Raw genomic sequence first — 26,896 nt, 5'->3', positions numbered from 1 at the left:
AGCTAGTGTGCCAGTGCGCACCCGGTGTGGCTATCGGCGCAACACCAGATAGACGCCGCCTACGACCATCAGCCAGCTCGGCCAGGCGAGCAGGGTCAAGGCCAAGCCTTGGCTGGCGGCACCGGCAATCAGCGCCGCACCCAATAGACGAGCCGGCCATTGGCGGCTGATCGCAGGTTGTTCTTGGCGCTGCGCCGGTTGCTGGTTGAGGCGCTCCAGCGTCTCGCGGGCGATTTGCGACAGATGCGGCACTTGCTCGGCCTGCAGCTGCAGGTTGCGCAGCAGGTGCAGGGGGCTGATGCGCTCACGCATCCAGCGCTCAAGGAACGGCTGGGCCGTGCTCCACAGGTCGAGATCCGGATACAGCTGGCGGCCTAAACCTTCGATATTCAGCAGGGTTTTCTGCAGCAGCACCAGTTGCGGCTGCACTTCCATGTTGAAGCGCCGCGCGGTCTGGAACAGGCGCAGCAGCAATTGGCCGAAGGAGATGTCTTTCAGTGGGCGTTCGAAAATCGGCTCGCACACGGTGCGGATTGCCGCCTCGAAATCATTGACCTTGGTTTCGGCCGGGACCCAGCCCGAATCAATGTGCAGTTGCGCCACGCGGCGGTAGTCGCGCTTGAAGAAGGCCAGCAGGTTGCGCGCCAGGTAGTCTTGGTCTTCGGCGGTCAAGCTGCCGATGATGCCGCAGTCGATGGCGATGTACTGCGGGTTCCACGGCGTACGCGTGCTGACGAAGATATTGCCGGGGTGCATGTCGGCATGGAAGAAACTGTCGCGGAACACCTGGGTGAAGAAGATCTCCACGCCGCGCTCGGCCAGCAGTTTCATATCAGTACGCTGGTCGGCCAGGGTTGCCAGATCGGTGACCTGAATTCCGTAGATGCGCTCCATGACCAGCACTTTCGGCCGGCACAAGTCCCAGTACACCTGCGGTACATAGAGCAGTGGCGAGCCTTCAAAATTGCGCCTTAGCTGGCTGGCGTTAGCCGCCTCACGCAACAAATCGAGTTCGTCGTAGATGGTTTTTTCGTAATCGCTGACCACTTCCACCGGGCGCAGGCGGCGTGCGTCGGCTGACGACTTCTCGGCCAGTTTGGCCAGTAGGAATAGCCAGGCGATGTCTTGTTCGATCACCGGGGCCAGGCCCGGGCGAATCACCTTGATCACCACTTCTTCGCCGCTTTTCAGTTGCGCGCCATGCACCTGCGCCACCGAAGCAGAGGCCAGAGGCTGTGCATCGAAGCGGGCAAATACTTCGCTGACCTTGGCACCCAGCTGGGCTTCGATCAGCGCCTGCGAATGGGCGGGATCGAAGGGCGGCACCTGATCCTGCAATTTGGCCAGCTCATCGGCGATGTCCGGCGGTAGCAGGTCGCGGCGCGTCGAGAGCAACTGACCAAACTTGATAAAGATCGGCCCCAGTTCTTCCAGCGCCAGGCGCAGGCGCGCGCCGCGTGACAGGTTCAGCGTACGCCGTGACAGCCAGCGCCAGGGCAGGGCATAACGCAGTGCGCGCAGCCAGAATGGCAGCGGCAGGGTGAACAGCAGGTCATCCAGTTGATAACGGATAACCACGCGCTGAATGCGCAGCAGGCGACGGATGGCAAGCAGCTTCATGCGATGGGCTTATGGTGTTGGGCTAGGCGTTCAATGCGAGCATCGAGACGGTCGAGGGACAGCTTTAGCTGGTCGAGTTCGGCAAAGCGTGCGTCGGCTTCGCGCTGGCCGACCAGGCTACGCGACTCTTCGCTGAGGTAATCCGCCAGGTTCAGGCGCAGGCTATCCAGAGTTTGGCTGGTCCAGCTGACGCGGCTGCGTAAATGCCCGCCGAGCAGTTGGCTGCCGACCGGGCCGAGCCAGCGAGACAGCTCGTACTCCCAGTCCAGCTCCAGGTCTTGCAGGATGCCGGCAAGCTCCAGCAATGCGCCGCTGTCGCCCTCCAGGCTGACTTCAGGGCTGTGCAGGATGCTGGTTTTGTCCTTGCTGGTGGCCAGGCGCACGAGGCTGGCGGCGGGCGCGCGCAAACTGCAATCGGCCTCACCGGCCCATTGCGCGGCCAGTTGCAGGCCACTGGCGCTGGGCAGAATAAACAGCTGCAGGTTCGGCGCGGCGCATTCCACGGCAATCACCCGGCCGCTCAGGCGCGCCAGCCGCGGCAGCGCGGTGCTGTCCATGGCCAAGACGCGATTAAGACCGAGCTCGACCCCGGCCAATAGCCCGGTCAGTAGCATTAGGGCTTGATACCACGGTGCAGGGCGACGATGCCGCCGGTCATGTTGTGGTAGGTCACACGCTCAAAGCCGGCCTCCATCATCATCGCTTTGAGGGTGTCCTGATCCGGGTGCATGCGGATCGACTCGGCCAGGTAGCGATAGCTTTCCGCGTCATTGGTGATCAGTTTGCCGGCCAGCGGCATGAACTTGAACGAGTAGGCGTCGTAGAACTTCGACAGCAGCGGGTTGGCGGGTTTGGAAAATTCCAGAACCAGCAGGCGGCCGCCGGGCTTAAGTACTCGCAGCATCGAACGAATGGCGTCTTCTTTATGAGTGACGTTGCGCAGACCGAAAGCGATGGTCACTACGTCGAAGTGGTTGTCCGGGAACGGCAGTTTCTCGGCATCGGCCTGAACGAAGCTGACATTGCCGGCCACGCCTTTGTCGAGCAGGCGATCACGGCCGACGCGCAGCATCGACTCATTGATGTCGGCCAGCACCACTTCGCCGGTCGGGCCGACCAAGCTTGAGAATTTACGGGTCAGGTCGCCCGTACCGCCGGCGATATCCAACACCCGATTGCCGCTGCGTACGCCAGATAGCTCGATGGTGAAACGCTTCCACAGGCGGTGCATGCCGCCGGACAGTACGTCATTCATCAGGTCGTATTTGGCGGCCACCGAATGGAAAACTTCGGCGACTTTATCGGCCTTCTGGCTTTCTGGCACGCTCTGGAAACCAAAGTGTGTGGTGGGTTCGCTGTCGCTGTTCTTGCGCGGGTCGTTCATCGTGCCCTTTCCTAAAACACAGAGGCTGCCTCTAAAGTGGCGGCCATTCTAAACCCAAAAAGCCCCGCTGGGTTTGGGCCTTACACGGCAAAGGACAAAGATGCTCGCCCGCTTTGCCGCCGGAGTTGCTTGCAGCTTGCGGCTTACAGCCTTGCTATAGTCGCAGCGACTTAAGGTCGCAGTTAACTGGCGAGGAGAAATGCCATGGCCAAGATCACTATCGAACGCCCCCACAACCTAGGCCGCGAAGCCGCCCGCGAGAAAGCCGAGCAATTAGCCGAGCGCCTGGCTCGCCAATATGACGTGCGCTACCGCTGGAATGGCGACAGTTTGGAGTTCAAGCGCAGCGGGGCCGATGGCAGCATCGAGGTGCGTGAGAGCAGCGTGCGTGTGCAGCTCAGCCTGGGCTTGTTGCTGTCCGCAATGAGCAGCAGCATCAAGCGCGAAATCGAAGAAGCGCTGGATAAGAATTTACAGGCTTAGTATGCGGTTTCTAATTTTCATCGATACCTTACGTCTAAGCCTGCATTCCGTGGGCGTTTCCTCGAAACACTAGAGTGAGGTGCACCATGTCGAAAGTTGCCGTTAAAAAGAAAGTCGTCGTTGAAGAAAGCACCAGCGTGCTGAGCGACGCCAAAGTTTACGCCCGTAAAATCTGGTTGGCTGGCCTGGGCGCTTACGCCAAAGCCGGTCAAGAAGGTAGCGAGTACTTCAAAGACCTCGTGAAAAGCGGCGAAGGTGTTGAGAAGCAAGGCAAGAAGCTGGTCAACGAACAAGTTGAAGCAGCCAACAGCCAGATCGACAGTGTTAAGAGCACTGTCACCAACAATGTCAGCAGCGTGAAAGGTAAGTTTGAAGTGCGTCTCGACAAAATCGAGAAAGCCTTCGACAACCGTGTAGCCAGCGCACTGAACCGCCTGGGCATCCCATCTAAGCAGGATGTAGAAGTGCTGTCTGCTAAGCTGGATGAGCTGAGCGCGTTGCTCGAGCACGTCGCGCGTACCAAATAAGGAGAGCAGCAGAATGGCCGTCAAAAAGAAAACCGAAAAGCAAACCACTTCCTGGATCGGCGAAGTAGAAAAGTACTCGCGTCAGATCTGGCTGGCTGGTTTGGGTGCTTACTCCAAGGTCAGCAAGGACGGCAACAAGCTGTTCGACACGCTGGTTAAGGATGGCGAAAAAGCCGAGAAGCAAGCCAAGAGCGAAGTCGACAAGCAAGTTGGCGCGGTGAAAAGCACTGTGAACACTAAAGTGGACACCGCCAAGTCGCGCGTTGATGAAGTTAAAGACAAGGCGTTGGGCAAGTGGGGCGAGCTGGAAGAGGCCTTCGACAAGCGCCTGAACAATGCTATCTCGCGCCTCGGTGTACCGAGCCGCAATGAAGTTAAAGCGCTCAACGCCAAAGTTGAAAGCCTGACCAAGCAGATCGAGCAACTGACCGGCGTATCGGTTAAGTCGGTCAAGCCAGCGGCCAAGAAAGTAGCTGCCAAGCCAGCCGTTAAGCCGGCTGCCAAGGCCGCTGCTAAGCCTGCGGCCAAAGCGGCTGCTAAACCAGCCGCCAAGCCTGCCGTTAAGCCAGCTGCCAAAGCCGCGGCGAAGCCGGCAGTAAAACCTGCTGCCAAGCCAGCCGCTAAGCCAGCCGCTAAGCCGGCTGCCAAACCCGCCGCGGCTAAGCCAGCTGCGCCGGTAGCCGCTGCTGCACCTGCTGCACCTGCTGCGGCCGTTGTGCCTGCTGCACCGGTGACACCTGCCGCGCAGTCGTAAGACTCAGCCGCAGTACTCGCAAACGCCCGGCCCAGTGCCGGGCGTTTGCGTTTCTAGCGGTATTTAATTTTCAAGGTAGCGTTGCGCCAGGTGTTCGGCGGCGTAACGGGACTCTTCGGCCAGGTGTGGGGCCACCAGCATCATCACTTGGTAGACCACCAGGCGGCTCTCGCCTTCGCGGCCGATGATGCGTTGGTAGTCGAGGGAGAACATCAGGGTTAGGGTGATCTGCTCGACTAACTGACCCAACGATTGGGTATCGCTTTGCAGTTGACCGTCGATCTGCAGTTGCGCCAGCAGCTCGGCCAGGGCGCGCTTCAGGCTGTTCAGCCAATGGCGCATGCCGCGCTCCAGTTTCGGCAGGCGGCTGGTCAGGTTGGACAGGTCTTGGAATAGAAAGCGGTAGTGGGCCAGGCGCTCGACGATCAAGTGCAGAAATAGCCAGTAGTCTTCCACATCCAGCTGCACATCCTCGGGCGGCGAGAGTAACGGTGCCAGTTCGGCCTGAAAGCGTTCGAACAAACCGAGGATCAGTGGCTCTTTGCCGTGAAAGTGGTAGTAGAGGTTGCCTGGGCTGATACCCAGTTCGTTGGCGATTTCCAGGGTGGAGACGTTTGGTTCACCCTTCTGGTTGAACAGCAGCAGGGCGCATTCAAGGATTCTGTCGCGGGTCTTCATTGGTTCTTCTTATTCTGTCCGCAGAAAGGTTGACGATACCTGGCCCGCAGCAGGCTGCGAGCCGTTTGAGCATGGCTGGGTAAACGCTTAACGCACATGCACATAGGTGCCGGGTGCCGCTTCCATGGCCGGGTAGTTCGGGTTGCCCAGGGTCATTAAGGTGTCGCTCTGTTCGCCGGAGCGCTCCTGCATCCAGCTCAGCCACACCGGCCACCAGCTGCCCTGCAGGTGCTCGGCGTCGTGGTACCAGGCGCGCGGGTCGTCGCTGAGTTTGGGGCTTTCCAGGTAATTGGATTTTGGATTGCCTGGCGGGTTGAGGATGCTCTGGATATGTCCGCTGTTGGACAGGATAAAGCGCCGATTGCCACCTAGTAGCAAGGTCGAGCGGTACACCGCATCCCAGGGTGTGATGTGGTCGTTGATGCCCGCCACGCTGAAACTGTCCACCGTGACCTTCTGCAAATCGACCGGTGTGCCGCAGACTTCCAGGCCGCGTGGCTGGGTCAGTGGATTGTGTTTAAAGAAGTCGATCAGATCGCCATGCAGCGCTGCGGGCAAGCGTGTGTTGTCGTTGTTCCAGTAGAGAATATCGAAGGCCGGCGGCTGCTTGCCGAGCAGGTAGTTGTTGACCCAGTAATTCCAGATCAGGTCATTAGGGCGCATCCAGGCAAATACCCGTGCCATGTCGCGGCCATCCAGCACGCCCTGCTGGTAGGAGCGGCGCTTGGCAGCTTCCAGGGTCTTCTCGTCGGCAAACAGCATGGCCGGACTGTCGATCTGGCTGTCGAGCAGGCTGACCATATAGGTGGCGCTGGCCACTTTGCGCAGCTTTCGTTTGGCCTGCAGGTGGCCTTGCAAGGCGGCGATGGTCAGGCCGCCGGCACAGGCACCGAGCAAGTTGACGTCTTTACTGCCGGTGATTTCACGGCAGGCATCAAGGGCCACCTCGAGTGCTTCCACATAGCTCGACAGCCCCCATTCACGGTGCCGCGGATCAGGGTTGCGCCAGCTGACCACGAAGGTTTGCAGGCCGTTCTTCAGGGCGTATTGGACGAAGCTCTTTTCGCTGGAGAGGTCGAAAATATAGAACTTGTTGATCTGTGGCGGCACGATCAGCAGCGGCTTGGCGTACTGTTTCTCGCTCATCGGCTTGTACTGGATCAGCTCCAGCAGCTCGCTGCGGAACACCACCGCGCCGCTGGTGGTGGCCAGGTTATGGCCAACCTCGAAGGCGTGCTTGCTGACCTGGCTGGGCATGCCGTCGTTGTTCAGCAGGTCATCGAGCAAGTGGCGCGCGCCCTTGAGCAGGCTGCTACCGCCACTGTTGAACAGTTCCTTGATCACCTGCGGGTTGAGCAGGGTGTTGCTGGGGGCTAAGGCATCACCCAGCAAGGTGGCGATAAAGCGCGCACGGGCCCGGTCGTCGGCGTCCAGGTTGCTCTCATCAATCCAGCTGGTGAGCTGTTTCTGGCAGGCCAGATAGCCTTGCAGGCCGCGGCTGAAGAGTGGGTTGTCACGCCACGTCGGGTCGGCAAAGCGCGGGTCGTGCGGGTTGACCTGGAATGGCTGGTCGCCGAGCAGCACGCGGCCCAGTTGGCCACCTAAGGCCAGCGCATGGCGAGCGCTGTGAATGGGTTGCTTGATGCCTTGCAGGGCCAGGCCGCGCAACGTGGAGAGTAGGTCGCGGCCGCGCAGACCGACGACCGCGTTCTGGGCGTTCATCACGCGATTGTTCGCGGGGTAAGCGCGTTTGGCAGGTTGGTCTCGCATTGGGCAACACTCCGTCGTCAAACCGTGAGACTTCAAGGTTGATAGCTCAGCAGCAAGGCTTGTACCAATGCGCGCGCATGTGCATTCCAGACAGCTGCGCGCGAAGACTCAGGTAATACAACGTGCCTGAAAGTGGGTCAAGCGCTGCGCTGCTCGCACTATTCCGGTGCGTGTGGCGGGAACCTCTGTATCAACCAGTGGGTGGTTAGCCGTGAGTGCGTGCCGGCGTGGGCTGGGGGTGCATGATGGCGCGCTGACGTTCCTCTTCCAGGAACTTCATGATGATCGGCGCAACCGCTTCAGCGCGGGTTACCAGGAACAGGTGGCCGTCATCGATCACGTGCAATTCCGAGTTAGGAATGCGCCAAGCCAGCAGGCGCATATTCACCAGCGGGATTAGCGGGTCGTCGTCGCCGGCCATCACCAGGGTCGGTTGGCGAATTTTGTGCAGCCAGTGGATGCTGGTCCAGCCGAGGCCGGCGAACAGCTGCCAGTAGTAGCCCATCTTGCCGCCCGAGCGGACTTTACTGGCATGTGCCAGTGCCAGTTTGGGGTCGCGGCGGAACGCCCCGCCGTAGATTTGCGGGGCAATCTGCACGCCATAGGACGGTTGCACATAGCGCCGCGGGCTGGCCATGCACCAGAGCACTTTGGGTTTGCCGGGAATCATCACCGCGCCGGCCGAGGTGGCAGCAAGGATCAGTTTCTTACAGCGTTCCGGGTAGTCGTGGGCGAACTGTTGCGCCAAGGCGCCACCCCACGACACGCCAATCGCGTTGACTTGGCCGTAATCCAGGTAGTCGAGCATGCGCGCCGCCAGTTTGGCTAAACCTGGGAAGCGATACGGTGTGCTGGGTGTTGATGATCCGCCAACGCCGGGTACGTCGAAGGCGATTACTTCGAGGTCCGGGTCCAGAGCGCGCACGAACGGCATGACCAGCTCCAGGTTGGCCCCGATGCCGTTGAAGATCAGCAGCGGGGTCATTGTGCCGTTGCCGGGGCGAACGGCGGTGCGGAGGGTCTGGCCGTCCAGCTCGATGGTGCGAAATACAAATGGTAGCGACATGCGCAGAAGCCCTATCAGTTAAAACGCTGAGTCAGACCCTCCGGGTCTTTGTCAGAAGCGCCAGGGCGAAGCCTGGTTCGCCCCACCCGCTCAAATGAGTGGGTGGGGAACGACACCTCCAGTGCCGCGGGCAGTGTGCGCAGTGCGCAGGTATTAACGTTCGTGAACGTAAGTGCCGGGGGCTGCTTCGCCGGCCGGGTATTTCTTGTTACCCAGTTGGGTTGGGATCTTTTTAAGCGCGCCGGAGCGCTCGGTGAGCCAGTTTTGCCAATGCAGCCACCAGGAGTCGGTGTGTTTGGTTGAGGTGGCTTGCCAGGTTTTCGGGTCCGCGTGCATTTGCGTGTTGGTCATGTAGCGTGCTTTCGGGTTGCCAGGCGGGTTGAGAATGCTCTGGATATGCCCGCTGTTGGACAGCACGAACTCGACATTGCCGCCGAACAGATTGGCCGACTTGTAGCAGGACTCCCACGGCGTGATGTGGTCGGTGGTGCCAGCCACGCAGAACAGATCGCTGGTGACCTGCTTGAGGTCAATCGGAGTGCCACAGACTTCCAGTCCGCCCGCGCGAATCAACGGGTTGGAGGTGAACATGTCGATAAATTCGCCATGCAGGGCAGCAGGCAGGCGCGTGGTGTCGTTGTTCCAGTGGAGGATATCGAACACCGGTGGCTCGTTGCCCAGCAGGTAGTTGTTGACCCAGTAGTTCCAGATCAGGTCGTTGGGGCGCATCCAGGCGAAGATCTTGGCCATGTCGCGGCCTTCCAGCACGCCAGCCTGATAAGACCGGCGCTTGGCCATTTCCAGGCTTTTCTCGTCGGCAAACAGCGCCACGTCGGTTTCCAGGCGGTTATCCAACACGCTGACCAGCAGGGTCAGGGCATGCACCTTCTTCTCACCCAGCGCGGCGTAATGGCCCAGTAGCGAGGTGGTGGTGAGGCCGCCGGAGCAGGCCCCGAGCATGTTGATGTCTTTGCTGCCGGTCACGGCGCTGACCACGTCGATGGCTTCTTTCAGCGCCTCGATATAGGTCGATAGGCCCCACTCGCGGTGTGCTTTGGTCGGGTTGCGCCAGCTGACTACGAAGGTCTGCACGCCGTTGCGCAACAGGAAGCGCGCCACGCTCTTCTCCGGCGACAGGTCGAACACGTAGAACTTGTTGATCTGTGGCGGTACCACCAGCAACGGGCGCTCGAGTACCTGTTCGGTGATCGGCTTGTACTGAATCAGCTCCAGCAGGTCGTTGCGGAAAATCACGGCGCCATCGGTGGTGGCCAGGGTCTTGCCGACCTCGAAGGCGTTCATGTTGACCTGGCTGGGCATGCCGCCGTTGTTGACGATGTCATGGGCCAGGTGGGACAGGCCGTCGAGCAGGCTTTTGCCGCCGGTTTCGAAGAAGCGTTTGACCGCGGCCGGGTTGGCCATGCTGTTGGTCGGCGCCATGGCTTCGGTCATCAGGTTGATCACGAAGTGGCCACGGCTAGCATCCTGTTCGGACAGGTTGCTGTGCTCGACCCAGTCATGCAGTTCCTTACGCCAGGCCAAGTAGGTCTGCAGGTAGCGGCGGTACAGGGGGTTCTGGCTCCAGGCCGGGTCGGAAAAACGCCGGTCGCCGTCTGCGGCTGTGAGGTCGGATTGACCGAGCATCACGTTCTTCAGCTCGATACTGAAGTGGGCCAGGTGTTTGGCGCTGTGCAGGGGCTGCTTGAGGGCTTGCTTGAGCACAATGCGGGCGGAGGTGAGCAAGTCTTTACCGCGGATACCAATGACCGGGTTGAGGCCCAAGGTGTTTTCGGAGGCCTGGTGCTTCAGGTCATCATTGTTCTTATTTGTCATCTACAACGCTCCATTGTCCTGAGACGAAATACCGGCGGACGGTTGTGCACGGCGACACAGGGCTAAGGGCCAGGTATTGCCCGGATTACCAAGGGCGGATTGCTCCGCAATCTTCCCCGTTGCTGGCCAGGCCAGTAACGCGAAAACTTCCAGCTACTTGGTTACCCGAGTTTATTAATTTGTGCAAGCGAGGCGCAATTTGGGCCGTATTTAGAGGAAGTATGCAGAGAAGGATTAGAAAATGCGCTCTAACCGGGTAGAAACCACTGGCTAGAGGGGCTGTGGTGGTACGGCAAACTGCTGAGCAGCGCGGAGGAGGGTAACGGGAGGTGCTAAGCGCCTGAGTCAGGGGCGGTGTGCGCTCTGGGCACTTCAGAGCATTAACTTGACCACGCTCTCGCTGGGGTCGCGGGACTTGCCGGCGGCGCTCAGTGCGGCCAGGTAATCGTTCCACAGCTCGTTCTGGCGCAGGGCCAGTTGCTCAAGGTAATCCCAGCTGAACAGGCCGCTGTCGTGACCGTCATCGAAACTCAACTTCAGCGCGTAGTTACCGGCCGGCTCGATCTTGCTCAGGCCAACGCCGAGCTTGCCGGTTTGCAGGATGGGCTTGCCGTGGCCCTGTACTTCCGCCGACGGCGAATGCACGCGTAGGAACTCGGCGGGCAAGGTGTAGTGTTCGTCGGCCCCGTAGTGCAGTTCCAGGGTTTTCGAGGCTTTGTGCAGCTTTATCGCGGTAGGAATACGCATGGCGGGTCCGCAGGGTCTGTGGGCGGGCGTGCTGGCGATCATGTTAAATCGCCAGCCGCTCGCGCACTACAGCGTGTTGTTAGAGGATGTAGCGTGACAGGTCTTCGTCCTGCGCCAGCTCGCCGAGGTGGCTGTTGACGTAGGCTGCGTCGATCACGATGGGTGTGCCATTCTGCTGGCCGGCCAGGTCGCCGGCGCTGAAAGAGACCTCTTCGAGTAGGCGTTCGAGCAGGGTGTGCAGGCGGCGCGCACCGATGTTCTCAGTCTTTTCGTTGACCTGATAAGCAATCTCGGCGATGCGCTTGATGCCCTCGGCCATAAACTGGATGCCCAGGCCTTCGGTGTTGAGCAGCGCGGCGTATTGCTCGGTTAGCGAGGCCTGCGGCTCGGTGAGGATACGTTCGAAGTCTTCCGGGGTCAGGGCTTTGAGCTCGACGCGGATCGGCAGGCGGCCTTGCAGTTCAGGCACCAGGTCACTCGGCTTGCTCAGGTGGAACGCGCCGGAGGCGATAAACAGGATGTGGTCGGTCTTGACCATGCCCAGCTTGGTGTTCACCGTGCAGCCTTCGATCAGCGGCAGCAGGTCGCGCTGCACGCCTTCGCGCGATACATCGGCGCCGCTGGTGTTGCCGCGCTTGGCGACCTTGTCGATCTCGTCGATAAACACGATGCCGTTCTGTTCCACGGCTTCGAGGGCCTGGGCCTTGAGCTCCTCTTCGTTGACCAGGCGCGCGGCTTCCTCGTCACGCACCAGCTTGAGCGCTTCCTTGACCTTGAGCTTGCGGCTCTTCTTTTTGCCCTTGCCCATGTTGGAAAACAGGCTTTGCAGCTGGTTGGTCATTTCTTCCATGCCCGGTGGGGTCATGATTTCGATGCCGGCCGGAGCGTCGGCCACTTCGATCTCAATGTCCTTGTCGTCCAACTGGCCTTCGCGCAGGCGTTTGCGGAACAGCTGGCGGGTGTTGGAATCGCTGCCCGACGCGGCTTCCTCGTTGAAACCCGTGCGGGCCGGCGGCAGCAGGGCGTCGAGGATGCGCTCTTCGGCGGCGTCTTCGGCGCGGTGACGGACCTTGATCATCTCCTGCTCGCGGAGCATCTTGATCGCCGCATCGGCCAGATCACGGATAATCGACTCGACATCCCGGCCGACATAGCCGACCTCGGTGAATTTGGTCGCTTCCACTTTGATAAACGGCGCGTTGGCCAGCTTGGCCAGACGCCGAGCGATCTCGGTCTTGCCGACGCCGGTCGGGCCGATCATCAGGATGTTCTTCGGCGTGACTTCGGCGCGCAGCTCAAGCGGCAGCTGCATGCGCCGCCAGCGGTTGCGCAGGGCGATGGCCACCGCGCGCTTGGCGTCGTCCTGACCGATGATGTGGCGGTTGAGCTCGTGAACGATCTCGCGGGGCGTCATGGACATGCGGGTTTACTCCAGCGGAAGCCGCGCCTATTCGGCGCAGTCTTCTTCCTCAATGGTCAGATTTTGGTTGGTGAAGACACAGATGGAGCCGGCAATGTTCAGCGCGGTTTCGGTGATTTCACGGGCGCTCAATTCGGTTTTTTGCAGCAGGGCCATGGCCGCGGCCTGGGCGAAGCCGCCACCGGAGCCCATGGCGATCAGGCCGTGCTCGGGCTCAACCACGTCACCGTTGCCGGTGATGATCAGCGAGGCGTCTTTGTTGGCCACGGCCAGCATGGCTTCCAGGCGGCTCAGCGAGCGGTCGGTGCGCCAGTCTTTGGCCAGCTCGACGGCGGCGCGCACCAGATTACCTTGGTGCTTCTCCAGCTGGCCTTCAAAACGTTCGAACAGGGTAAAGGCGTCGGCGGTGGCACCGGCGAAGCCGGCTAGCACTTGGCCGTGGTACAGGCGGCGAACTTTTTTCGCGTTGCCTTTCATCACGGTATTGCCGAGGGACACCTGGCCGTCGCCGCCCATGACGACTTTGCCGTTGCGGCGTACTGAAACGATGGTGGTCAAAGGAGAGTCTCCACGCAGCGGGGGCGAAAGTGCCCAATGCTGATGAAGTGGGGGCAGCGGCGGCCCGCTTCAAGCCCTGGGGCGCATGCTGTCCGACAAATTGTCGGTGCGCGCGCCGCAGGGCCTGAATTGTGGGGCTTTATTGCACCTGGCGCTGCTGTAACAACAGATTACTGAAGCCGCTGGCGGAAAGGGATTTCTGCGCCTGGCCAAGCTGCTCGCGGCTGGCGAAGGGGCCGACCAAGACGCGGTGCCAGGTTTCCTCACGCACGGTGCCGGACTCCACTTTCACGCTTTGCCCGAGCAGGATGATCTGCGCGCGCAAGCTGTCGGCGTCGTCCTTGCGGCGGAACGAACCGGCCTGGAGGAAGAACTGCGAGCTGATCGGGCCTTGGGCGACCACGGGCGGCGGTGGTGGCACCTGGCCGTTGAGCGCGGCTTGGGCACGGGCGGCATCGATCTTTGCCGCTTCTTCCGGGGTCACCGGTTTCTGTGGTGGCACAACCGCAGGCTCTTCGTTGGCCTGTTGCGGCAAGATGACTTCCGACTCCGGCAGCAGGGTATAGAAATCGTACTTGGGCTTGGCCGGCTCCTGAGTGGCGGGCTTGGCGCTCGCCGCCTTGCTGGCCTGATTGGCGCGGGCTTGTTCGACCTTGCTGCGCTTGATCTCGTCGCGGCCGGGTTCGAGGCTGAACAGAAACACCATAAAACCGCCAATCACCAGGCCGCAGACCAGCCAAAACCAGCCCGGCACCGGCTTTTTCGCCGGGGGCTTATAGCGGCTGGCGCCGCGTTTGGCGGCGGGTTTCTTCTTCGCCGCCACTTACATGCGCTCCAGGGTTTCCAGGCCGAGCAATTCAAGGCCTTGCTTGAGCGTACGGCCGGTCAGCGCGGCCAGGCGCAGGCGGCTTTGCTGGGTCGCCGGGTCTTCGGCGGCGAGGATTGGGCAGTGCTCGTAGAAGCTGGAGAACAGCCCGGCCAGGTCATACAAGTAGGCGCACAGCTGGTGCGGCTCGCCTTTGTCGGCCACGCCGTTCAATACTTCGCTGAACTGTGCGAGCTTGCCCGCTAGCTCGATCTCGTGGGCGGCCTGCAGGTCGAGCTGGCCGTGGATTTCCTCGAAACCCTTGCCCAGCTTGCGGAAGATGCTGGCCACACGGGTGTAGGCGTACAGCAGATAAGGCGCGGTGTTGCCTTCAAAACTCAGCATCAGCTCGAAGTTAAAGCGGTAATCGCTGGTGCGGTGCTTGGACAGGTCGGCGTATTTCACTGCGCCGATGCCGACGGCGTGGGCAATCTGCCGTAGCTCGTCTTCACCCAGCTCCGGGTTTTTGCCTTTGACCAGGCTGTAGGCGCGCTCTTCGGCTTCATCGAGCAGGTCGATGAGTTTTACTGTGCCGCCATCGCGGGTCTTGAACGGGCGGCCGTCGGCGCCGTTCATGGTGCCAAAGCCCATGTGCTCGAGCTGCATGCCGTCATGCACGAAGCCAGCACGGCGGGCGACCTCGAAGGCCATCTGGAAGTGCAGGGCCTGACGCTGGTCGACAAAGTACAGGGCGCGATCGGCCTTGAGCTGCTGGCTGCGGTAACGCATGGCGGCCAGGTCGGTGGTGGCGTACAGGTAGCCGCCGCCGGCTTTCTGCACGATCACCGGCAGTGGATTGCCTTCGGCGTTCTTGAACTCATCCATAAACACGCACTGCGCGCCGTTGCTCTCGCTGAGCAGGCCCTTGTTGCGCAGGGCTTCGATGATCCCCGGCAGCTCGGCGTTGTAGGCACTTTCGCCTTTTACGTCAGCCATCGACAGCTTCACGCCGAGGCGGTCATAGGCCTTCTGGCAGTGCGACAGGGAAATATCATTGAAGCGGTGCCACAGGCGCATGCATTCAGGCTCGCCGGCCTGCAACTGGACTACCAGCTCGCGAGCGCGTTCGGCAAACTCGGCGGAGTCGTCGAAGCATTTCTTCGCCGCGCGGTAGAAGCCTTCGAGGTCAGCCAGCTCGCTTTCGGCGGCCTCCGGATTGGCTTCCATAAAGGCCAGCAGCATGCCGAACTGGGTGCCCCAGTCGCCGACGTGGTTCTGCCGGATGACCTCGTCACCGAGAAACTCCAAGACCCGCGCCACGGCGTCGCCGATGATTGTGGAGCGCAGGTGGCCGACGTGCATTTCCTTGGCCAGGTTCGGCGAGGACAGGTCGATCACCACCTTCTGTGGGTTGCCGGCCTTGCGTACGCCGAGGTTGGCGTCGGCGAGCAGGTCGTCCAGGCGTGCGGCCAGGGCTTGGGTATTCTGGTAGAAGTTGAGAAAACCCGGGCCGGCGATTTCGACTTTGCTGATGCCTGGATCATCCGGCAGCGCGGCAATCAGCTTCTCGGCCAAGTTACGCGGCTTCATGCCGGCGGGTTTGGCCAGCATCATGGCGATGTTGCTGGCGAAGTCACCGTGGGTCTTGTCTTTGGTGTTCTCCACCTGAATGGCCGGGCTCAGGCCCGCAGGCAGCACGCCTTCGGCGGTGAGGCGGGTCAGGGCTTGCTGGATCAGGTGGCGAATGCTGTCTTTCATGGTCTGCTCGGTCGGCCGTTGAGGGCGGCGGCGCACAAAGGCGCTGGTTGAAAACTGCACATTATCGACGCCCTTAGCCTGCAGCTTCAAGCAGCGTGTGGTTTTGCCGGGTTAAAGCTCGACAGTGTGGGCAGTTGGTCACATCAGGGGGCGAGTGACAGGGTCTCTATAAAGAAGCGCCGCAGAGGCTGAGAGCTCCTGCGGCGTGGGGCTGCTTAGGCCGAGCGTTGCGCGGTATTACGTGCGGCGGCATTGCCCGCCACGTAGTAGGGCGCCGTGCTGCGTGGCAGCGGGCTGCGACCACGAATTTTATCGGCGATCTTCTCGGCCATCATGATGGTTGGGGCATTCAGGTTGCCGGTGGTGATCAACGGCATGATCGAGGCATCGACCACACGCAGCCCTTCCAGGCCATGCACACGGCCCTGGCCGTCGACCACTGCCATGGCGTCTTCGCCCATCTTGCACGAGCAGGAGGGGTGGAAGGCGGTTTCTGCGTGCTCACGGATAAAGTCGTCCAGCTGGGCATCGCTCTGCACTTCCACGCCGGGACTGAGCTCACGGCCGCGATACGGGTCCAGCGCCGACTGCGCCATGATTTCGCGGGTGATGCGGATGCCGTCGCGGAACTCGCGCCAGTCCTGTTCGTGGGCCATATAGTTGAAGAGGATGCTCGGGTGCTGGCGCGGGTCCTTGGATTTGACCCGAACACGCCCACGGCTGGGCGAACGCATGGAGCCCATGTGCGCCTGAAAACCGTGCTCCTTGACCGCGTTACTGCCGTTGTAATTAATCGCCACCGGCAAGAAGTGGTACTGGATATTCGGCCATTCGAACTCGGCGCTGGAGCGGATAAAACCGCCAGCTTCAAACTGGTTGCTGGCGCCGACGCCTTTACCCTGAAGCAGCCACTGCGCGCCGATCATCGGCTGGTTCCACCATTGCAGTGCCGGGTATAGCGACACCGGTTGGGTGCAGCTGTACTGCAGGTACAGTTCGAGGTGGTCCTGCAGGTTCTCGCCCACGCCGGGCAGGTCATGCACCAGTGGAATATCCAGCTCACGCAACAGTGCCGCCGGGCCGACTCCGGAGCGTTGCAGGATTTGCGGAGAGGCAATCGCACCGCTGCACAGCAGCACTTCACGGCGGGCCTTGGCGGTGGTCGGTGTGCTGCTGTCGCCCTGCAGGTAGTCGACGCCAGTTGCCCGTTTAGCATCGAACAAAATGCGATCGGTGAGGGCATGGGTGACGATGGTCAGGTTGGGCCGTGCGCGGGCCTGATCAAGATAGCCGCGCGCGGTGCTGGCGCGCCGGCCCTTGGGCGTCACGGTACGGTCCATCGGGCCGAAGCCTTCCTGCTGGTAGCCGTTGAGGTCGTCCGTGCGCGGGTAGCCGGCCTGTACGCCGGCTTCAACCATGGCGTGGAACAGCGGGTTATTGCCGTTCTTCGGCGTGGTTACGCTGACCGGGCCATCGCCACCGTGGTAGGCGTTGGCGCCTATATCGCGGGTTTCCGCCTTGCGGAAGTACGGCAGGCAATCCAGGTAGCTCCAGTCTTCCAGGCCCTTTTCCTTGGCCCAGCCGTCGTAGTCCATGGCGTTGCCACGGATGTAGCACATGCCGTTGATCAGGGACGAGCCGCCGAGGCCCTTGCCGCGGCCACATTCCATGCGGCGGTTGTTCATGTGCGGTTCGGGGTCGGTCAGGTAGGCCCAGTTGTAGCGCTTGCCTTGCAGCGGGAAGGCCAGGGCGGCGGGCATTTGCGTGCGGAAGTCCAGGCGGTAATCGGGGCCGCCGGCTTCCAGCAGCAGCACGCTGACATTGGCGTCTTCAGTCAGGCGGGTGGCCAGTACGTTACCGGCCGAGCCGGCACCGATGATGATGTAGTCGAATTCTTGAGACATGGGCGTCACCTGTAATAGCGGGTCTGCGCAACCCGTAGACTGGGTTAGGCGCAAGACCGGGCTTGGTTATGCAGCCGATCTCGGTGCGCCGTAACCCACCGGGTCGATCGGATTGACGAGCTGGTGGGTTAGCGGCGTCATGCTCCGCTGCACGCATGAAGGTGCTGCGCCGCGCCGCTAACCCACCCTGCGATCTCGCCTAGAACACCGATTCGAAATCGCCCATTTCGAGTTGCACCGATTTCAGGCGGGTGTAGTGCTGCAGGGTGGTCAGGCCGTTTTCGCGGCCGACCCCGGACTGCTTGTAGCCGCCCACCGGCATTTGCGCGGCGGATTCGCCCCAGGTATTGATCCAGCAAATACCGGCTTCCAGCTGGTGGATCAGGCGGTGCGCGCGGTTCAGGTCGGGGGTGACCACACCGGCCGCCAGGCCGTAGTCGGTGGCGTTGGCGCGCTGGATCACTTCGTCTTCGCTGTCATAGACCAATACGCTCATCACCGGGCCGAAGATCTCTTCGCGGGTGATGCGCATGTTGTCGGTGCAGTCGGTGAACACCGTGGGCGCGACATAAGCGCCCTGGGCCAGTTCGCCGTCTTCCAGGCGCTGACCGCCAATCAGCAGGCGCGCACCTTCGGCGCGACCACTGTCGATATAGCCCATGACTTTTTCCAGATGGGCAAGGCTGACCAGCGGGCCGAAGTTGGTGGCTTCATCCTGTGGGTCGCCGACGCGGATGCGCTTGACCCGCTCGAGCAATTTGCTCTCGAAGCTGGCCAGCAGGGCGCGCGGTACGAACACCCGGGTGCCGTTGGTGCACACCTGGCCGCTGCTGTAGAAGTTGGCCATCATCGCGATGTCGGCCGCGCGATCAAGGTCGGCGTCGGCGCAGATAATCAGCGGCGACTTGCCGCCCAGCTCCATGGTCACGTCTTTCAGTGACGAGCTGGAGGCGCTGGCCATGACCTTCTTGCCAGTCACGGTGCCACCGGTGAATGAGACTTTCTCGATGCCCGGGTGCTCGGTGAGCCACTGGCCCACTTGGCCGTCGCCAGTCAGCACGTTGAAGACGCCATCCGGTACGCCGGCTGCGCTGTAAATCTCGGCCAGTTTGAGCGCCGACAGCGGCGTGACTTCGCTGGGTTTGAAGATCATCGCGTTGCCGGCGGCCAGCGCCGGGGCGGATTTCCACAGGGCGATCTGGATCGGGTAATTCCACGCGCCAATCCCGGCAACTACGCCCAGCGGCTCGCGGCGGGTGTAAACGAAGCTGCTGTCGCGCAGCGGAATTTGCTCGCCTTCGATGGCCGGAACCAGGCCAGCGTAGTACTCCAGCACATCAGCACCGGTGACGATATCGACGTAGCGGGTTTCCGACAGCGGCTTGCCGGTGTCGAGGGTTTCCAGTGCGGCCAGTTCATCGTTGCGTTCGCGCAAAATCTCCACGGCCTTGCGCAGGATGCGTGAGCGCTGCATGGCGGTCATCGCCGCCCAGACTTTTTGCCCGGCGGCGGCGCTGCTCACGGCACGCTCGACGTCGGCCTGGCTGGCCTGTTGCACCACGGCCAGCAATTCGCCATTGGCTGGATTGAGGCTGTTAAAGGTGCGGTTGCTGCTGGCGGGGCTATGCGCGCCGTGGATGTACAGGGCTTGCTCGGGGAAGCGGGGCATGATCGTTCCTCTCGTCGGTGAAGCGCGGACGTAGGAGCCGCCCGGCGCGGGGAATTAGGGGTTAAGCCTACGTTATTTTTATTGATCGTTCAATCAATAAAAATCCAGGAAACAGCCGTAGGCCTTGCCTGACATGGCTTGCAGCCCGTTTAGAAAATTTCTTTCGACGCCGTTAAGGCGTGCTGATACCCAGTTGCAGGTCGAGGTAGTCGCAGGCGATTTTGGCGGCCTGCTGGGTGTCGAAAGTTTCTCCGGTGAGGGCGCCGCGCAGCCAGAGACCGTCGATTAACGCCGCCATGCCTCGCGCGGCTTGGCGCGCCTCGGGAATGGGCATTGCCCGGCGGAACTGGCTGCACAGGTTGGAGTACAAGCGCTGGTCATTGACCCGTTGTAAGCGGCGCAGGGCGGGCTGGTGCATGCTGCTGGCCCAGAACGCCAACCAGGTTTTCATGGCCGGGCCGTTGACCTGGCTGCTGTCGAAGTTGCCTTCGATGATGGCGCGCAAATGCGCCCGTGCACTGTCTTCGGGCAGCGCGGCGCGGCGTTCGCGCACCGCCAGCGTGAGCGAGTGCATAAGGTGACGCATGGTCGCCTCAAGCAGGCCGTTCTTGTCTTTGAAATAATGGCTGATGATGCCGTTGGACACCCCGGCCAGGCGCGCGATGTAGGCAATGCTGGCGTCACTCAGGCCGACCTGATCAACCGCCAGCAAGGTGGCGTTAATCAGTTGCGAACGGCGGATGGGTTGCATGCCAACCTTGGGCATTGGGTGCTCCGTGTGCAGGTTATAGGGCGGGCCTGTGTGCCGGTGGCGCAGAGGCCCAGGTGCTTATGCGGTGGTGACGTAGCGCAGCAGTTCGACCACCTGCTCGGGGGTTTGCGCCCAGGCCATGGCGGCGGCGTCGACTTCTTTCAGCGGGTGAATGATGTCGTCGTTGTGCAGGGTGATGTAGGGCTTGCTCAGCGCGGCGCAATAACCGGCGTCGAAGGCGGCATTCCATTGCTTGTACTTATCACCGAAGCGGATCACCGCGATGTCGCATTTTTCAATCAGATTTTTCGTGCGGATCGCGTTGACCTTGGAGGACTTGTGGTCGCGCCAGAAGGGCTGGCTTTCCGCTCCCAGCACGTCGCCGGCGGCGTCGCTGCTGTCATGGTCGGTGACGGCGGAAGTGAAGGCGATGTCCAGGCCGAGTTGTTGCGCACCCGCCATGATTTGCTCGCGCCAGTCGCTGTGGATTTCGCCGGAGAGATATACGGTCCAGGTCATGGGAACCTCTTGCAGAACTAGATGGTGAATGGAGGCGTCACGGCCTTTAACGGTCAGCCAGTTTGCCACGCCAGGCGGGCTTTTTCATGGTGGCGGCTGATGGCGATGCTTGGTCGTGGGGTGTCGAGACGCGCCGACCGTCATCGCTACCCCCGCGCATCGACTAAGCCGTCAGCGGCTGTCAGCAAGTAACAGGGCTAAAAAAGGCGAGCTATAAGCTCGCCTTCTGCATATCAACCAAGGCTGCTTATTTGAGCCACTCGGCCACGCGCTCTGGGTGTTTGGCGACCCAGTCTTTGGCCGCTGCTTTGGGCTCGGCACCATCGCGTACGGCGAGCATTACCGCACCGATCTCTGCGCTGTTCCAGTTGAACTTATTGAGAAAGGCCACGGCTTCTGGTGCCTTGTCCTTGAGGCTTGGGTTGGCCACGGTGTTGACGTGTTCGGCATCGCCAAAGACGCCTTGCGGATCTTCAAGGAAGCGCAGGTTCCACTTGGCGAACATCCAGTGCGGCACCCAGCCCGGTACGACAATGGCTTTTTGCGACTTCTCGGCGCGGGCCAGCGCGGAGGCCATGGCCGGGCCCGAGCTGCTCAGCAGTTTGAGGTCAAGCTTGTATTCTTTGATCGCCTCTTCGGTGCGACGCATGATGCCCGCGCCGGCATCGATGCCGGTGATCTGACCATCGAAGTCATCGGCGTAGGTGTTGAGGTCGGCAATGCTCTTGGCTTTGACGTAGTCCGGCACCACCAGGCCGATTTTCGCACCGTTGTAGTTGGTGCCGAGGGTCTCGACCTTGTCTTTGACCTTGGCGTAATACTCGCCGTGGGTCACCGGTAGCCAGGCGCTGAGGGTCATGTCGAGGTCGCCGCGAGCGACGCCGTTCCACATGATGGCGGGCTCGACCGGCAGCAGTTCGACCTTATAACCCAGTTTGCTTTGCAGGATTTCAGCGGCGACATGGCTGGTGGCCACGCTGTCGTCCCAGCCGTTCACGAAACCGATTTTCAGTTCGGCTTTGTCGGCGGCCATGGCGCTGGACATGCCCAGCGCCAAGGTGGCGGCGCCGAGGCTGGCGAGGCAGATTTTTTTCAGATTCAACATAAAACGGATTCTCTTGTTATGGCAGCTCTGCGGCTGCGTGGGTCTGTTGCAGTCGGGCTTAGAGGCCGACGTGTTGTTTCACGGCTGCCACGGCGTCCTGACCGTCATAGGTGGTGACGCCTTCGAGCCACTGCTCAAGTGCCTGCGGGTTGGCTTTGATCCACGCGCTGGCAACTTCTTTGGGATCTTGCTTGTCGAGTACTTTTTCCATCAGCTGGCTTTCGATCTCGACGCTGAACTGCAGGTTGTTCAGCAGCGTGCCGACGTTGGCGCAGCGCGCTTGGTAATCCTTCGACACCACGGTGTAGACCTTGGCCGCGCCGTAATCAGGGCCGAAGACCTCGTCACCGCCGTCCAGGTACGTGAGGTCGTACTGGGTGTTCATCGGGTGCGGCGCCCAGCCGAGGAAGACCACCGGCTGTTGCTTCTTCACCGCACGTTGCACCTGCACCAGCATGCCGGCTTCGCTGGACTCGACCATGCGGAAGTCGCCCAGGCCGTACTGGTTGTCATCGATCATTTTCTCGATCAGCAGGTTGCCGTCATTGCCCGGCTCAATGGCGTAGATCTTGCCCTTGAGCTGGTCCTTGAACTTGGCAATGTCCTGAAAGCTCTTGAGGCCCGCTTCGGCTGCATAGGTCGGCACGGCCAGGGTGTACTTGGCACCTTCGAGGTTGGCTTTTGGCAGCACTTTTACCCCGTCATCCTTGAGGAACGGCTCAATCACCGCATCCATCGATGGCGCCCAGTAGCCGAGAAAGACATCAATCTGGCCTTTCTTCACACCGGTAAAGGCGATGGGTACCGAGGCCATGACTTTGCGTGGCTGGTAGCCCAGGCCTTCGGTCAGGGTCATGGCCACACCGGTGGTGGCGGCAATGTCAGCCCAGCCGATTTCGGCGAAGCGGACCTGCTTGCAGCTTTCCGGTTCCTGGGCCCAGGCGGCCTGGGTCAGGGCGCAGCTGATAAGGGTGACACTGGCAAGGCTTTTAATCGGGTTCATGGCTAACTCCTTAAGCAAAAAATAGGGTGCTACGGGCGTTGCAGCTTGGCGTTGAGCCAGGCGAACACACCGGGGCGATTGGCGATTTGTGGGTTGCCGAAGCTTTCGGTGATGCGGTCGAGAATGATCGCCAGCAGCACCACAGCCATGCCGCTTTCAAAGCCGAGGCCGATATCCAGGCGTTGAATACTGGCCAGTACCTCGTTACCCAGGCCGCCGGCACCGACCATCGAGGCGATGATCACCATCGACAGGGCCATCATGATGGTCTGGTTAACCCCGGCCATGATCGAAGGCATGGCGTTGGGCAGTTGCACCTTGAACAGCAGCTGGCGTCCGGTGCAGCCGAACGACTGGCCGGCTTCGACGATTTCTTTATTCACCTGGCGGATGCCGAGGTTGGTCAGGCGCACCGCAGGCGGCATGGCGAAGATCACCGTGGCGATGATTCCGGGTACGCGGCCGAGGCCGAACAGCATGGCCGCCGGGATCAGGTAGACGAACGCCGGCATGGTCTGCATAAAGTCCAGCACCGGGCGAATGGTGGTAGCAACCCGCTCACTGCTGGCGGCCCAGATACCCAGGGGAATACCCAGCAGCAGGCTGATGAACGTGGCCGAGAAGGTCAGGCCGAGGGTCACCACGGTCTGCTCCCAGAAGCCGGTCAGCACGATCAGGGCGAAGGAAATGGCGGTAAACACGGCGAACTTGACGCCGATACGCCACAAACCGAGGCCGACGAACAAGGCAATCAACACCCAGGCCGGTGGCCACATCAGCAGGTTTTCCAGGGCTTCGGAGAAACCATTGACCACGCTGCCAATGCTGTCGAACGCACCGCTGTAGTTATCCAGCAGGTATTCCACGCCGTCGTTGACCCAGGTACCTAGGTCGATTTTTTTCTCACTCATTGGATTCTCCCTGCATGCGGCTCAGAAGGCGGCCCTTACTGATGGAGCCACTGTATTGGCCGTCTTCGTCCACCACCGGCACCGGGCCGTCGGTTTCCACTACGCGTTCGATGACCTGCTCCAGCGGCATGTCGTGGGACAGCGGCTCGACCTGCAGCAAGGCATCGTTTTGCAGCGGTTGGGTGGCGTCGCCGTTAACCATCAAGGCAATTTTTTCCAAGCTGATGGAGCCCTGGAATTCGTTGTTTTCATTGACGATAAAGGCGTAGTGCTGGTCTTGCTCCTGCAGGTCCTGGCAGATCTGCGCGGCATCCGGGGCTTCACCATCATGCCCATACAGCGGCACGGTGTCGGTCATGATTTGCCCGGCGGTGAGGTAGCGGCTGGTGTCGACGGTGTCGAAAAAGTTGCGCACATAATCGTTGGCAGGGTGGTCCACCAACTCTTGCGGGGTGCCAACTTGCACCAGCTTGCCGCCTTCCATGATGCCGATGCGGGTGCCGATGCGCATGGCCTCTTCGATGTCGTGGGAGACGAAGATGATGGTGCGCTGATGCTCTTTTTGCAGGTCGAGCAACAGGTCCTGCATCTCACGGCGCTTGAGTGGGTCGAGGGCCGAAAAGGCCTCGTCCATGATCATCATCGACGGGTCGACCGCCAAGGCGCGAGCCAGGCCGACGCGTTGCTGCATGCCGCCAGACAGCTCATGCGGGTACTTGTCGGCGAAGCTGTCCAGGCCAACCTGGGCGAGCACCGCCATGGCTTTTTCTGCGCGCTCCTTGCGGGCCACGCCGGCCACTTCCAGGCCGAAGGCCGCGTTATCGAGCACGCTCAGCGAAGGCATCAGGGCGAAGGACTGAAAGACCATGCTCATGTCGCGGCGGCGCAGTTCCACCAGTTCCGCCTGCGGCATCTTGGCGACGTTCTGGCCGTCGATATAGACGTTACCCGCGCTGGGCTCGACCAAGCGGTTGATCAGGCGAATCAGGGTCGACTTGCCCGAGCCGGACAGGCCCATCAGCACGAAAATCTCGCCTTCCTCAACGCTGAACGACACGTCGCTGACGCCAATTACAGCGCCTTTTTCGGCGAGGATGCGCTCTTTATCCCAGCCCTGCTTGAGCAGGTCGATGGCGTCTTGTGGCTGATCACCGAAGACCTTGTAGAGGTTTTCGACAACTATTTTTCCAGATGGCATGCAGTGTGTGTCCCTTCAAGGGGCCTGCGTAGCTGCGCGAGGCAAATGCCAAGGCAATAACGTACAGCGCGCTGACAAAGGCGAGCGTGGCAGGCTTGAGTGGGTGTAGGCAGGGAGGGGGAACGCGGCGGGTTGACGCGGATGGCGTCGGGCATAGAGGCGGCCCCGCTCCAGGTACGCAATGACCGTGGGCGAAACGCGGGAGTGCTGTTGAGTAAACCGTTCTTTGCCGTATTGCAAACCGTGATCCATATCCTCTGCGGGTGAAACCGCCCGATGATTCGGGCAAACACATCTCGTTAGGAGGTGCGTTGTCAGTTCGATAGTCAGCCAGGTCGCGTTCGCCTCGACGAACAACTTCAGCGGGTCGTGATCAGCGCCAAAAAACCGTTAACGATCAGCGGTGCAAATCGCGTGAATAAGTACGCTGAAGTGCGGCGGCCTAGCGACTGCCTTTAAAAACAATAACAGATGTTTCCCTGTCATGGCCAAGGCTGGAGGCCGCGCCAGCCGTGGTTCGCAGTGTTTGAAATGGCCACAGGTAAGGCGGTTAGGGGGCTGCGCTGCAATCGCAAAAAGCGCTAATTTTTTTTGCGCTAATGCCTTTTTTGGAGGTTTTTGTTGATTGACTGTTCAGTCTAAAACCGAAAAGCCTCTGTATCGCTTGCTAAAAAAACGACCGCGAGAGGGCAATAAATCCGCGCAGAATGGCGACGGCTGACGGGGTAAAAAAAGGCCTGATTATTTCGCGTAGGCTGTGCTCAGGGTGGGTGATTTTTTTGGCTGGATTTAACCGCGATTGCCTGCGGGTTTTGGCGTGCAAAGCCGGGCTGTCGGTCAGTGTTATTGGTTTGCTGGACATCCCTCGACCTGTGGCGGCGATGCTCAGGCGTGCATGAGTCGCGGTTTTAGGGCGATTTCAGCTGCATGGACGGGCGCAAGGCAACGCGTCTAAGTTAGCTTGTTGGCGTGTATTTACAGGAAAACACTGTTACTTCGGCTAAAAGTAGCTAAAAATCCATTTTCAGCGCTGATTTAAGGTGGTTGCATCATGCAGGTGAGCCATCTTTCTGCGCTGATATCTTATTGCCACCCACTCCCTAGGTTCCCAGTAATATAGCCCGCCTGATCATCTACGCTGTTTACAGCCGTTGGTTCTTGTCTTGTCCGGGTGTAATCCATGCTGAAGCGCATCGCTGTTGCCGACGTCCGTGTCGGTATGTACATCCACGAGTTCTGTGGCTCCTGGATGGACCATCCTTTCTGGAAGTCAAAGTTTCGCCTTGAGAGCGAGAAAGACCTGCAGCGGGTTCAAGCCAGCAGCGTTGGCGAGTTGTGGATTGACGTCAGTAAAGGCCTGGATGTTGCCCAAGGCACCGTCAGTGCCAGCACTGAGGAAGTGGCGGCGCAAACCGAGGCAGATCTGTTGGCAGTGGCGCATAGCCAGCCAGAAGCGCTGACCTCGTCGATGGAGGAAGAACTGCAGCGTGCGGTCAAGCTATGTGCCACTGCCAAGGCCGCAGTCATCAGCATGTTTGGCGATGCACGCATGGGCCAGGCCTTGCAGTTTGAGCAGGCCGGCGAGCTGGTCGAGGAAATCTCCGAGTCAGTGTTGCGCCATCCCAATGCCCTGATCAGCCTGGCGCGCCTGAAAAATGCCAATGAATACACCTACATGCACTCAGTGGCCGTCTGCGCGCTGATGATTGCCCTGGCCCGCCAGCTGGGCTTGGATGATGTTCAGGTGCGTGAAGCCGGGCTTGCCGGTCTGTTGCATGACATCGGCAAAATGGCTATTCCCAATGACATCCTAAATAAGCCCAGCAAGCTGACTGACAACGAGTTCGCCACGATGCGCGACCATCCTGTAGCCGGTTCGCAGATGTTGCTCGACAGCAAGCAGGTCGGCGCGCTGGTGCTGGATGTGTGCTTGCATCACCACGAAAAAATCGACGGCACGGGCTACCCGCATCGTCTGGCCGGTGAGCAAATCAGCCTGTACGCGCGGATGGGCGCGGTGTGTGATGTGTATGACGCGGTGACCTCCAACCGACCGTATAAGAACGGTTGGGACCCTGGCGAGTCCATCCGCAAGATGGCTGAGTGGAAAGGCCATTTTGACCCCCTGGTGTTCCAGGCATTTGTCAAAGCTGTGGGCATCTACCCGGTGGGCTCGTTGGTGCGCCTGGAAAGCGGACGCATTGGTGTGGTCATGGAGCAGAAAACCGGCTCCCTGTTGACGCCCATGGTCAAAGTATTTTTTTCGGCCAAGAGCAAAATGCCGATTGCGCGCGAAGTCATCGACCTCAGCCAATTGGCTGGGCGTGACAAAATCGTCGGCCGCGAGACGGCCGAGAAGTGGGGGTTTCGCCATGTCGACGAACTCTGGAGTGGCCTAGCCGGTTAAGCGCCTGCGCGGAGGTAGGCGCCCCG

24 protein-coding genes are annotated in these 26,896 nt (G+C 60.7%); 4 read left to right on the top strand and 20 right to left on the bottom strand.

Features of this window, described 5'->3' with window-relative positions; all coding sequences use genetic code 11:
* Nucleotides 1-30: 30 nt before the first annotated feature.
* From ubiB to ubiE, 3 genes are read right to left on the bottom strand one after another with little or no spacing between them, the layout of a single operon-like run.
* The gene (gene ubiB, locus Q0V31_RS04380; protein ID WP_298184866.1) at nucleotides 31-1,620 is read right to left on the bottom strand and encodes a ubiquinone biosynthesis regulatory protein kinase UbiB; all 1,590 of its coding nucleotides are present in this window, start codon (nucleotides 1,618-1,620) and stop codon (nucleotides 31-33) included.
* Nucleotides 1,617-2,234 carry an SCP2 sterol-binding domain-containing protein gene (locus Q0V31_RS04375; RefSeq protein WP_298184864.1) on the bottom strand — a complete coding sequence of 206 codons (618 nt, stop codon included), beginning with the start codon at nucleotides 2,232-2,234 and terminating at the stop codon, nucleotides 1,617-1,619. Before Q0V31_RS04375 ends, ubiB begins: the two co-directional genes overlap by 4 nt.
* Nucleotides 2,234-3,004, bottom strand: coding sequence for a bifunctional demethylmenaquinone methyltransferase/2-methoxy-6-polyprenyl-1,4-benzoquinol methylase UbiE (gene ubiE / locus Q0V31_RS04370; protein WP_298184862.1), 771 nt, complete (start codon nucleotides 3,002-3,004; stop codon nucleotides 2,234-2,236). The genes Q0V31_RS04375 and ubiE overlap by 1 nt, the downstream gene beginning before the upstream one ends.
* A 204-nt stretch (nucleotides 3,005-3,208) precedes the next feature.
* Between ubiE and Q0V31_RS04365 the strand changes: the two genes are divergently transcribed.
* From Q0V31_RS04365 to Q0V31_RS04355, 3 genes are all read left to right on the top strand, one after another.
* Nucleotides 3,209-3,487: a polyhydroxyalkanoic acid system family protein gene (locus Q0V31_RS04365; protein WP_298184860.1), complete on the top strand. Its 279-nt coding sequence runs from the start codon at nucleotides 3,209-3,211 to the stop codon at nucleotides 3,485-3,487.
* 86 nt (nucleotides 3,488-3,573) lie between these two features.
* On the top strand, nucleotides 3,574-4,014 hold the full coding sequence (locus Q0V31_RS04360; protein WP_298184858.1) for a phasin family protein: 441 nt from the start codon (nucleotides 3,574-3,576) through the stop codon (nucleotides 4,012-4,014).
* 13 nt (nucleotides 4,015-4,027) lie between these two features.
* Nucleotides 4,028-4,768: a phasin family protein gene (locus Q0V31_RS04355; RefSeq protein ID WP_298184856.1), complete on the top strand. Its 741-nt coding sequence runs from the start codon at nucleotides 4,028-4,030 to the stop codon at nucleotides 4,766-4,768.
* A 63-nt stretch (nucleotides 4,769-4,831) separates the two neighbouring features.
* Here the strand turns inward: Q0V31_RS04355 and Q0V31_RS04350 are convergent, their stop codons facing one another.
* The 17 genes from Q0V31_RS04350 to proV all read right to left on the bottom strand — a co-directional run bounded on the left by Q0V31_RS04350 (nucleotide 4,832) and on the right by proV (nucleotide 24,463).
* Complete coding sequence (locus tag Q0V31_RS04350) at nucleotides 4,832-5,446, bottom strand: TetR/AcrR family transcriptional regulator (RefSeq protein ID WP_298184854.1); 615 nt, start codon at nucleotides 5,444-5,446, stop codon at nucleotides 4,832-4,834.
* Between the two features lie 87 nt (nucleotides 5,447-5,533).
* Nucleotides 5,534-7,216 (bottom strand): class II poly(R)-hydroxyalkanoic acid synthase, encoded by a 1,683-nt coding sequence (gene phaC / locus Q0V31_RS04345; protein WP_298184852.1) that lies wholly within the window; start codon nucleotides 7,214-7,216, stop codon nucleotides 5,534-5,536.
* 205 nt (nucleotides 7,217-7,421) lie between these two features.
* Nucleotides 7,422-8,282 carry a poly(3-hydroxyalkanoate) depolymerase gene (phaZ, locus tag Q0V31_RS04340; RefSeq protein WP_090244174.1) on the bottom strand — a complete coding sequence of 287 codons (861 nt, stop codon included), beginning with the start codon at nucleotides 8,280-8,282 and terminating at the stop codon, nucleotides 7,422-7,424.
* 153 nt (nucleotides 8,283-8,435) lie between these two features.
* Entirely contained in the window at nucleotides 8,436-10,115 is a 1,680-nt protein-coding gene (phaC, locus tag Q0V31_RS04335) for a class II poly(R)-hydroxyalkanoic acid synthase (RefSeq protein WP_298184848.1), read from the bottom strand.
* A gap of 372 nt (nucleotides 10,116-10,487) precedes the next feature.
* Nucleotides 10,488-10,862 carry a DUF971 domain-containing protein gene (locus tag Q0V31_RS04330; protein ID WP_298184846.1) on the bottom strand — a complete coding sequence of 125 codons (375 nt, stop codon included), beginning with the start codon at nucleotides 10,860-10,862 and terminating at the stop codon, nucleotides 10,488-10,490.
* Nucleotides 10,863-10,941: 79 nt separating this feature from the next.
* Complete coding sequence (gene hslU, locus Q0V31_RS04325; RefSeq protein WP_298184844.1) at nucleotides 10,942-12,282, bottom strand: HslU--HslV peptidase ATPase subunit; 1,341 nt, start codon at nucleotides 12,280-12,282, stop codon at nucleotides 10,942-10,944.
* Between the two features lie 27 nt (nucleotides 12,283-12,309).
* Nucleotides 12,310-12,840 carry an ATP-dependent protease subunit HslV gene (gene hslV / locus Q0V31_RS04320; RefSeq protein ID WP_298184841.1) on the bottom strand — a complete coding sequence of 177 codons (531 nt, stop codon included), beginning with the start codon at nucleotides 12,838-12,840 and terminating at the stop codon, nucleotides 12,310-12,312.
* A 139-nt stretch (nucleotides 12,841-12,979) separates the two neighbouring features.
* Nucleotides 12,980-13,663, bottom strand: coding sequence for an SPOR domain-containing protein (locus Q0V31_RS04315; protein WP_298184839.1), 684 nt, complete (start codon nucleotides 13,661-13,663; stop codon nucleotides 12,980-12,982).
* Nucleotides 13,664-15,403: an arginine--tRNA ligase gene (gene argS / locus Q0V31_RS04310; RefSeq protein ID WP_298184837.1), complete on the bottom strand. Its 1,740-nt coding sequence runs from the start codon at nucleotides 15,401-15,403 to the stop codon at nucleotides 13,664-13,666.
* A gap of 215 nt (nucleotides 15,404-15,618) precedes the next feature.
* On the bottom strand, nucleotides 15,619-17,307 hold the full coding sequence (gene betA, locus Q0V31_RS04305) for a choline dehydrogenase (protein ID WP_298184835.1): 1,689 nt from the start codon (nucleotides 17,305-17,307) through the stop codon (nucleotides 15,619-15,621).
* A gap of 199 nt (nucleotides 17,308-17,506) precedes the next feature.
* A complete protein-coding gene (betB, locus tag Q0V31_RS04300; protein WP_298184833.1) occupies nucleotides 17,507-18,976 on the bottom strand; it encodes a betaine-aldehyde dehydrogenase in 1,470 nt (489 codons plus the stop codon).
* 172 nt (nucleotides 18,977-19,148) lie between these two features.
* Nucleotides 19,149-19,742 (bottom strand): transcriptional regulator BetI, encoded by a 594-nt coding sequence (gene betI / locus Q0V31_RS04295; protein ID WP_298184831.1) that lies wholly within the window; start codon nucleotides 19,740-19,742, stop codon nucleotides 19,149-19,151.
* 63 nt (nucleotides 19,743-19,805) lie between these two features.
* Entirely contained in the window at nucleotides 19,806-20,246 is a 441-nt protein-coding gene (locus tag Q0V31_RS04290; RefSeq protein ID WP_298184829.1) for a YtoQ family protein, read from the bottom strand.
* A gap of 247 nt (nucleotides 20,247-20,493) precedes the next feature.
* On the bottom strand, nucleotides 20,494-21,351 hold the full coding sequence (locus Q0V31_RS04285) for a glycine betaine ABC transporter substrate-binding protein (protein WP_298184827.1): 858 nt from the start codon (nucleotides 21,349-21,351) through the stop codon (nucleotides 20,494-20,496).
* A 58-nt stretch (nucleotides 21,352-21,409) separates the two neighbouring features.
* Nucleotides 21,410-22,354: a choline ABC transporter substrate-binding protein gene (locus Q0V31_RS04280; RefSeq protein ID WP_298184825.1), complete on the bottom strand. Its 945-nt coding sequence runs from the start codon at nucleotides 22,352-22,354 to the stop codon at nucleotides 21,410-21,412.
* Nucleotides 22,355-22,383: 29 nt separating this feature from the next.
* Entirely contained in the window at nucleotides 22,384-23,265 is an 882-nt protein-coding gene (gene choW, locus Q0V31_RS04275) for a choline ABC transporter permease subunit (protein WP_298184823.1), read from the bottom strand.
* Nucleotides 23,258-24,463, bottom strand: a complete 1,206-nt coding sequence (gene proV / locus Q0V31_RS04270) for a glycine betaine/L-proline ABC transporter ATP-binding protein ProV (protein ID WP_298184821.1) — start codon at nucleotides 24,461-24,463, stop codon at nucleotides 23,258-23,260. The genes choW and proV overlap by 8 nt, the downstream gene beginning before the upstream one ends.
* 1,180 nt (nucleotides 24,464-25,643) lie before the next feature.
* On the opposite strand from proV, the gene Q0V31_RS04265 reads away from it, so the two are divergent.
* Complete coding sequence (locus Q0V31_RS04265; protein ID WP_298184819.1) at nucleotides 25,644-26,870, top strand: HD-GYP domain-containing protein; 1,227 nt, start codon at nucleotides 25,644-25,646, stop codon at nucleotides 26,868-26,870.
* Nucleotides 26,871-26,896 lie beyond the last annotated feature (26 nt).

Origin of the sequence: uncultured Pseudomonas sp., from assembly GCF_943846705.1 — a bacterium.
Lineage (GTDB): Bacteria > Pseudomonadota > Gammaproteobacteria > Pseudomonadales > Pseudomonadaceae > Aquipseudomonas.
The sequence above is the reverse complement of the archived record's forward strand: the minus strand, read 5'-3'. Positions and strand labels throughout refer to the sequence as shown.